This is a genomic window from Polaromonas sp. (genome assembly GCF_013817205.1).
In the GTDB taxonomy this organism is placed as follows: domain Bacteria; phylum Pseudomonadota; class Gammaproteobacteria; order Burkholderiales; family Burkholderiaceae_C; genus Polaromonas.
This window is the reverse complement of record NZ_JACDDD010000125.1, coordinates 1-6,078: the sequence shown is the minus strand read 5'-3', so window position 1 is coordinate 6,078 and position 6,078 is coordinate 1. Positions and strand designations below refer to the sequence as shown.

Below are 6,078 nucleotides of genomic sequence, written 5' to 3'. Positions count from 1 at the left end.
TCCCAACAGACCGTCATGTTTGCACGCGAGCGCAGCACACGCGGCCACATGAGGCTCCCTCCATCGCCCAGCGGGGCGAGGGACGGGCGGGGGGTTGGGAGTGGGGAGTTACGCCTACTGTCTGAGGCGAACCGGGGACGCAGCGTGATGCTGGCGGTGTGGGCTCACAACTTTCGGAGCGCTATTTCTTCTCCGCCGCCTCCGGCAACTCAATCTTCACCTCCAGCACGTCCAGGTTGTCCTGACGCTCGAGGTTGACCTTGATGTCGTTTGGGTTGATGTTGATGTATTTGGAGATGACGGCAATCAGATCGCGTTGCAGTGCTGGCAGGTAGTCGGGCTGGTGGCCCTGACGGCCTGAGCGCTCATGCGCCAGGATGATCTGCAGCCGCTCTTTGGCGACGCTGGCGGTTTTTTTCTTTTCGCCGAGCAGGAAGGAGAGAAAGGAGGCCATGGCGGTTTACTTTCCTCCGAACACACGTTTGAAAAAACCGACCTTGGGTGCGTCAATAAAACGCAGGGGCTTGTCCTCGCCGAGGAAACGCGCGATCACGTCCTTGTAGGCTTCGGACACATCGCTGCCTTCCATGTGCACCGCGGGCACGCCCTGGTTGGAGGCCTGCAACACTGACTCGGACTCGGGGATCACGCCGATGAGTTTGATGCGCAGGATGTCCTTGATGTCTTCGAGCGACAGCATCTGGCCCTGGTCCACGCGGCTGGGGTTGTAGCGCGTGATCAGCAGATGCTCCTTGATCGGATCGCCGCCTTCCATGCCGCGTTTGGTCTTGGAGGACAACATGCCGAGGATGCGGTCGGAGTCGCGCACTGAGGACACTTCGGGGTTGGTGACCACCAGCGCTTCGTCGGCGAAATGCATGGCCATCAGCGCGCCGGTCTCGATGCCGGCCGGGGAGTCGCAGACGATGTATTCGAAGTCCATCGCGGCCAGGTCGTTCAGCACTTTTTCGACGCCTTCCTTGCTCAGCGCTTCCTTGTCGCGCGTTTGCGAGGCGGCCAGCACAAACAGCTTGTCGCACTGCTTGTCCTTGATCAGCGCCTGGTTCAGGTTGGCTTCGCCCTGGATCACGTTGATCAGGTCATACACCACGCGACGCTCGCAGCCCATGATCAGGTCAAGGTTGCGCAGGCCAACGTCAAAGTCGATGACGGCGGTTTTGTGGCCACGCAATGCCAGGCCGGTGGCAAAGCTGGCGCTGGTGGTGGTTTTGCCCACACCGCCTTTGCCGGAGGTGACGACGATGATTTTTGCCATGGGATGAAAGTCCTTAAAGGTGAAAGAGGGGTTGCGCGGGCAGGCGCGGTGTCATGTTTTGATGGGATGCATTTCGAGCTTGTCGCCGTCAGGGCCCGCGACCAGCCGGACCTGCGTCGGCTTGCCCCAAACGCCGTCGGGCAGCGCGGTTTCGCTGGTGCGGTAAATGCCGGCAATCGACAGCAACTCGGGTTCCAGGCTCAGCGCGAAGATGCGTGCTTCGGCATTGCCACGCGCGCCGGCCATGGCCTTGCCGCGCAGCGGTGCATACACATGGATGTGGCCGTCGGCAATCACTTCGGCGCCGGCATTGACCATGGCCAGCACCACCAGATCGCGGCCGCGCGCATAAACCTGCTGGCCCGAGCGCAGCGGCTTGTCGATAACGAGCGCGCCTAGCGGCGGTGTGGCCAGCGGTGCTGCTTCGACCGGCTGCGCCTGTACCGGCGTGATCTCGGGCTGCTGCGTGCGTGCGGCGGTGATGCGTGCATCGGGCGCGGGGAGCAGGCCGACGGCCAGCGCTGCGTCCATCTGCGCCAGGGTGCCGCCGCGCACGGCGATGGGCGCCACGCGGTAACTGCACAGCAAGTTGATCAAGGCTGTGAAGTCGATGGCGTGCTCGTCAGCGCTTAGCGCCGACAGATCAACCACCAGCGGATCGTTGTCGAAGAAGTCGGGGATGTCGCCGAAACGCAGCGCCAGGTCGCGCGCGAGCGCATCCAGGTCTGGGGACTTGAGCAGCAGCGCGACCAGGGGCAGGTTGGCGCTTTTGATTTCGAAGGTGGCGGGGGAGCTGGCCGGGAGGGCTACGGTCATGGATGCGTGGACGCCGCGTTGTCGCGGGAGGGATGAGCAGTCGTGAACAAATCGGGCGCTGGAATCGCTTCAGGGAAGCGTAGCCCGAAAAGGCACGAATCTTAACAGCGCGGAGTGTCTCAGTTGTGAGGGAATGAAACGCCTGCGCAGGGCTGCATGCGGTTTCATGCCCGGAACCTGCAGACGCGGCGTTGATCAGTGAGTTCTACGTCAAATCGGCCGCCAGCCCCCGTCTGGCAAGCGCGAGCAGCTATTAATTCAGTAGCAAAATGTGCAACTCAAGCAGGGGGCTGCAGGTTGCGCGCGCTGCCCAGCAGCGTGGCGCACAGGATTTCTTTGCCGTCGGCACTCACCGCGTAAACGTCGGCGGCGCAGACCGTCAACAGCTTGCCTGCGCTGACCACCCGACCACGTGCGCGCAGCAGCGCGCCCTGCGCGGGTGCGACGAGTTTGATCGTCGCGTCCACCGTGGCATTGATCCAGCCCGGTGCCAGCAGCGTGCCGGCAGCGGCCACGGCGGCAAAGTCGGCGGCGGCAAACACGGCAGTGGCTTGCAGTTGCCCGGGGCGAAAGCAGAAGGCTTCAAGCACCGGGATTTCCAGCTCAACCTCGCCGGGCGCGATGCTTTTGAAGGCCAGGCCCAAGGTGCGGGCCATGGGCATGGCGAGTACGGCGCGCTCAAGCTGCGAGAAATTGGCGGAGTTGGCAGAGGCGGTCATGCGGGTGTCCTTTTGCGGGGCTTGGTGACGACCGGCCATGGCGGCCTGGCCGGGGTGGTGACTGCTTGGGCTTTTCTGGCAAGGTGCTCGCGCTGGCGTTTTTTCATCCAGGCGACGTGTTCGACCACGGCGCGGCGCTGGGTCTGGAGCTTGATGATCTGCGCATCGATGTCGGCAACGCGCTGTTGCATGGCTTCGAGCATGTCGTCAAAAGTCAGCCGGCCGCTGCGGTACGCCGGCAGTTGCGCCGCGATGGCCTTCAAAGAAAAGCCGATGCGACGCGACATGGCGATGAAGACCACTTCGCGCCGCATGGCTTCCGTGTAGTCACGGTAGCCGCTGGCACGCCGCGCGGGCTGGAGCATGCCCAGCTTTTCATAGTGGCGCAGGGCATGGACGGAGACGCCGGTCTGGGTGGCCAGTTGCGAGATCTGCATGAAAAGCAGCTTAGCAAGCTTCGCCCTGCGCGAAGCTTGGGCCGTTGGTGCCGCCTGTCGCTTTGGCGCCTGCGGGCCCGGTCCAACCCTCACAGACAGTTCCTACAAACATGCGGCTTGAGGACCCGCAAGTCCGGGCGGGGCGCCCGGCCTATATTGGTATCAGGGTTGGTGTGACTGACCCAAGGAGACCCCATGACAATCAAGCCATCTGCATTTGCCGCCATCCTGGGCGCCGCCCTGCTGTTCGGCACGGCGGTGCAGGCGCAACCCAGCACCATGCCCGACAATGCAACCACGGTGCCCCCCGAAATGGGTGTGAAGCCGGCCATGCCCGGCGCCAGCGCGCCCATCACCGCCACACCCCTGGACCTCAAGCTGCGCTCGCGGCCGGAGTTGAAGCCGCGAATGAAGTCCGATGAGCTCATCCCCGAGATGCGTTCGGAACAGCGGCCCGAGATGAGCCCCGGCCTGCAACCGAACAGCCAGAAACCCCTGAGGACGGATGCCAACACCAAGCGTGGCGGCAGTCCGGCCAACTGACAAGCGTCATGCCCAGAACTTCATGCCTGTTGCTGGCTTTGCTGGCTTTGCTGGTGGGCAGCGGGCTTGCAGCGGCGCAGAACGCGCCGCCCGCATCAAACATCAACCGCAACCCGGCCTACCGCGAGCCATTGCCGCCTAATCCGGTAGCACCGCCGGATGTGCGCGATACCGTGGTGCAGAATCCCGGCCCGGGTGACCCGCGTGATTCGGACACCCGCCCGGTCCAGCCGCCGGCCAGCCGTGATGGGCGGGATGCGCCGTCGCCTGCACCGACCAGTACCGGGCCGACCAATCGCGTGCCTGTGCTGGTGGAGCCGATGCGCCGCTGATCAGTCCTGCGGCTGCTGCGTGAGTACCGACAAGTCGGCCAGCCAGTCGGCATAAGCGGCTTCGCGCCCCTCAGCCGGCATGCGCAGCAGCGCGGAGGGATGGAGCGTCACCAGCACCTTGCGGCCGTCATCGCGCTCGAAAATCCGGCCACGGTTGGCCATGACCGGTACCGCCCGGCCCAGCAGCGAGCGCGCTGCTGTCGCGCCCAGCGCCACCAGCAGGCCGGGCTGAACCAGGGCGATTTCGTCGTCCAGCCAGTGTTGGCAGGCCGCGGCTTCGCGCTGGCTTGGCGTCTTGTGGATGCGGCGCTGGCCGCGCAGCTCGTACTTGAAATGTTTGACGGCGTTGGAGACAAACACCTGCCCGCGCTGTATGCCCAGCTCGTCCAGGGCACGATCGAGCAACTGCCCGGCGGGGCCGACAAAAGGCCGGCCCTGCAGGTCTTCCTGGTCGCCGGGCTGCTCCCCGACAAACATGAGTTTTGCCTGGAGCGGCCCTTCGCCGCAGACGGATTGGGTGGCGCAGGCACCGATAGGGCACTCGAGGCAATGGTTGGTGGCTTCCCTCAGCTGCTCCAGCGAAGACACGGGGGAGTCTTCATCGGGCGCCATGGTGACGGGCAGGACCGTGATGTCCGGCAGGCGCCGCGTCGGGCCGATGGGCACTTCATCGACCATGCGGGCGCTGCGCTCGTGTGCGCCGGCGGCCAGCGGGGCAATCAGCACGGCTTCGGGCAGGTTGTGCCAGTACTTGCGCGGCATTTCCTTTTGCATCATCTTCACCTTCAGGCGCGCCGGGTTGAAGATGTTTTCGTAATAGGTGAGCCAGAGCTTCTCGCCCGCGTCGGGCGGCGGGGCGTCGCTTTTGCGGGCACCCGGGCCAAAGCTCAGTTGTGCGCCGTCCCATTGAATGCTGCGTTCGGGCGTCAGCACGGCCCAGCGCATCTGCGTGAAGCGGCGTGCAAAAAAGGGTGCGATCGCCTCGGCGATGTGATGCTCGGGCTCGAACCAGGCCACATGCAGCGGCCCGCCTCCGGGGTTGCTTCGGAAGGTTTCGTCCTGCACGGTGCGAAAGCGCACAAAGGCCTTCATCTTGTGCATGTCGCGGCGCACCGCTTGCGCCATTTGCTGCGCCATGACCATGTCGGCGTCCAGCGGGTCATGGCGCAGGCCGGGCTCATGCGCGAGGCGCCAGAGGATGCGGTAGAGCAGGCCGAAACGGTTGGGGTCGCTGTGCAGGATGGCGGTTTCGCAGAGGGTGACGAATTCGGGCGGCACGCCGACCGGCGGCGCGTAGGCAAACGCGGCGTTGTGGATGGCGGTGGTGGCCGCGACGGCGCCGGCGATGGGTGAGGCAAACAGGTCTTGCACGGGGGTGTCGCTGCTGTGCCAGCTGACCTGCTCGGGCAGCATCTGCCGCGCCAGCAGTGCACGCGCCGCACGCCGGAAGCCTTCGAGGTCAGCCGGGCCCTGCAGGGTCACCGGCAACAGTGCTTGCGGGAAAAGATCATTCGTCAGCGGGTCATTCATCACGCCCATATCAGAGTCCTTTCTTTGCAGAGCGCCTCAGCGCTTGCTTCTGATGGTGCGCCTGCCGGGTGCCCCGCCGCTGTAGGCAAAGGTGCCGATGCTGTGGACGCCACCACCGCGCCCTTAGGCTCATCAAACAGGTCGGTTTGCCGCGCGCGCGGCGTGAGCCGCGTCGCCAGGCCCGCAGCATCCAGGCTGGCACCGGGCTGGTGGTCGGCCAGCAGCACAAAGGGCAACACCTTTTTGAGCGGCACATGCAGGCGCAGCAAATCGTCGGCGCGCAACTGGCGCACGCGGCGCGCCTGCAGGATGCGCGTGACCGCCTTGACGCCCAGCCCCGGCACACGCAGCAGCGTCTCACGCGGCGCACGGTTCAGGTCCACCGGGAACTGGCCGCGGTGCGCCAGCGCCCAGGCGAGTTTGGG

The 6,078-nt window shown here is 65.1% G+C and carries 8 protein-coding genes and 1 pseudogene; 2 read left to right on the top strand and 7 right to left on the bottom strand.

Features of this window, described 5'->3' with window-relative positions:
• Positions 1-181: 181 nt before the first annotated feature.
• From minE to H0W47_RS18045, 5 genes are all read right to left on the bottom strand, one after another.
• The gene (gene minE, locus H0W47_RS18065; RefSeq protein ID WP_296926922.1) at positions 182-454 is read right to left on the bottom strand and encodes a cell division topological specificity factor MinE; all 273 of its coding nucleotides are present in this window, start codon (positions 452-454) and stop codon (positions 182-184) included.
• Positions 455-460: 6 nt separating this feature from the next.
• Entirely contained in the window at positions 461-1,276 is an 816-nt protein-coding gene (gene minD / locus H0W47_RS18060) for a septum site-determining protein MinD (RefSeq protein WP_296926920.1), read from the bottom strand.
• Between the two features lie 51 nt (positions 1,277-1,327).
• On the bottom strand, positions 1,328-2,092 hold the full coding sequence (minC, locus tag H0W47_RS18055) for a septum site-determining protein MinC (RefSeq protein WP_296926919.1): 765 nt from the start codon (positions 2,090-2,092) through the stop codon (positions 1,328-1,330).
• 278 nt (positions 2,093-2,370) lie between these two features.
• Positions 2,371-2,811, bottom strand: coding sequence for a PaaI family thioesterase (locus H0W47_RS18050; RefSeq protein ID WP_296926917.1), 441 nt, complete (start codon positions 2,809-2,811; stop codon positions 2,371-2,373).
• The gene (locus H0W47_RS18045; protein ID WP_296926915.1) at positions 2,808-3,248 is read right to left on the bottom strand and encodes a MerR family transcriptional regulator; all 441 of its coding nucleotides are present in this window, start codon (positions 3,246-3,248) and stop codon (positions 2,808-2,810) included. The genes H0W47_RS18050 and H0W47_RS18045 overlap by 4 nt, the downstream gene beginning before the upstream one ends.
• Before the next feature lie 195 nt (positions 3,249-3,443).
• Between H0W47_RS18045 and H0W47_RS18040 the strand changes: the two genes are divergently transcribed.
• Together H0W47_RS18040 and H0W47_RS18035 are read left to right on the top strand one after the other, a co-directional pair.
• The gene (locus H0W47_RS18040; protein WP_296926913.1) at positions 3,444-3,791 is read left to right on the top strand and encodes a hypothetical protein; all 348 of its coding nucleotides are present in this window, start codon (positions 3,444-3,446) and stop codon (positions 3,789-3,791) included.
• A gap of 8 nt (positions 3,792-3,799) precedes the next feature.
• Positions 3,800-4,123 carry a hypothetical protein gene (locus tag H0W47_RS18035; protein ID WP_296926912.1) on the top strand — a complete coding sequence of 108 codons (324 nt, stop codon included), beginning with the start codon at positions 3,800-3,802 and terminating at the stop codon, positions 4,121-4,123.
• On the opposite strand, the gene H0W47_RS18030 is transcribed toward H0W47_RS18035, so the two are convergent.
• Entirely contained in the window at positions 4,124-5,662 is a 1,539-nt protein-coding gene (locus H0W47_RS18030) for a UdgX family uracil-DNA binding protein (protein WP_296926910.1), read from the bottom strand.
• Positions 5,653-6,078: pseudogene (locus H0W47_RS18025) on the bottom strand (hypothetical protein); the annotation flags it as partial. The gene H0W47_RS18030 and the pseudogene H0W47_RS18025, both read right to left, overlap by 10 nt.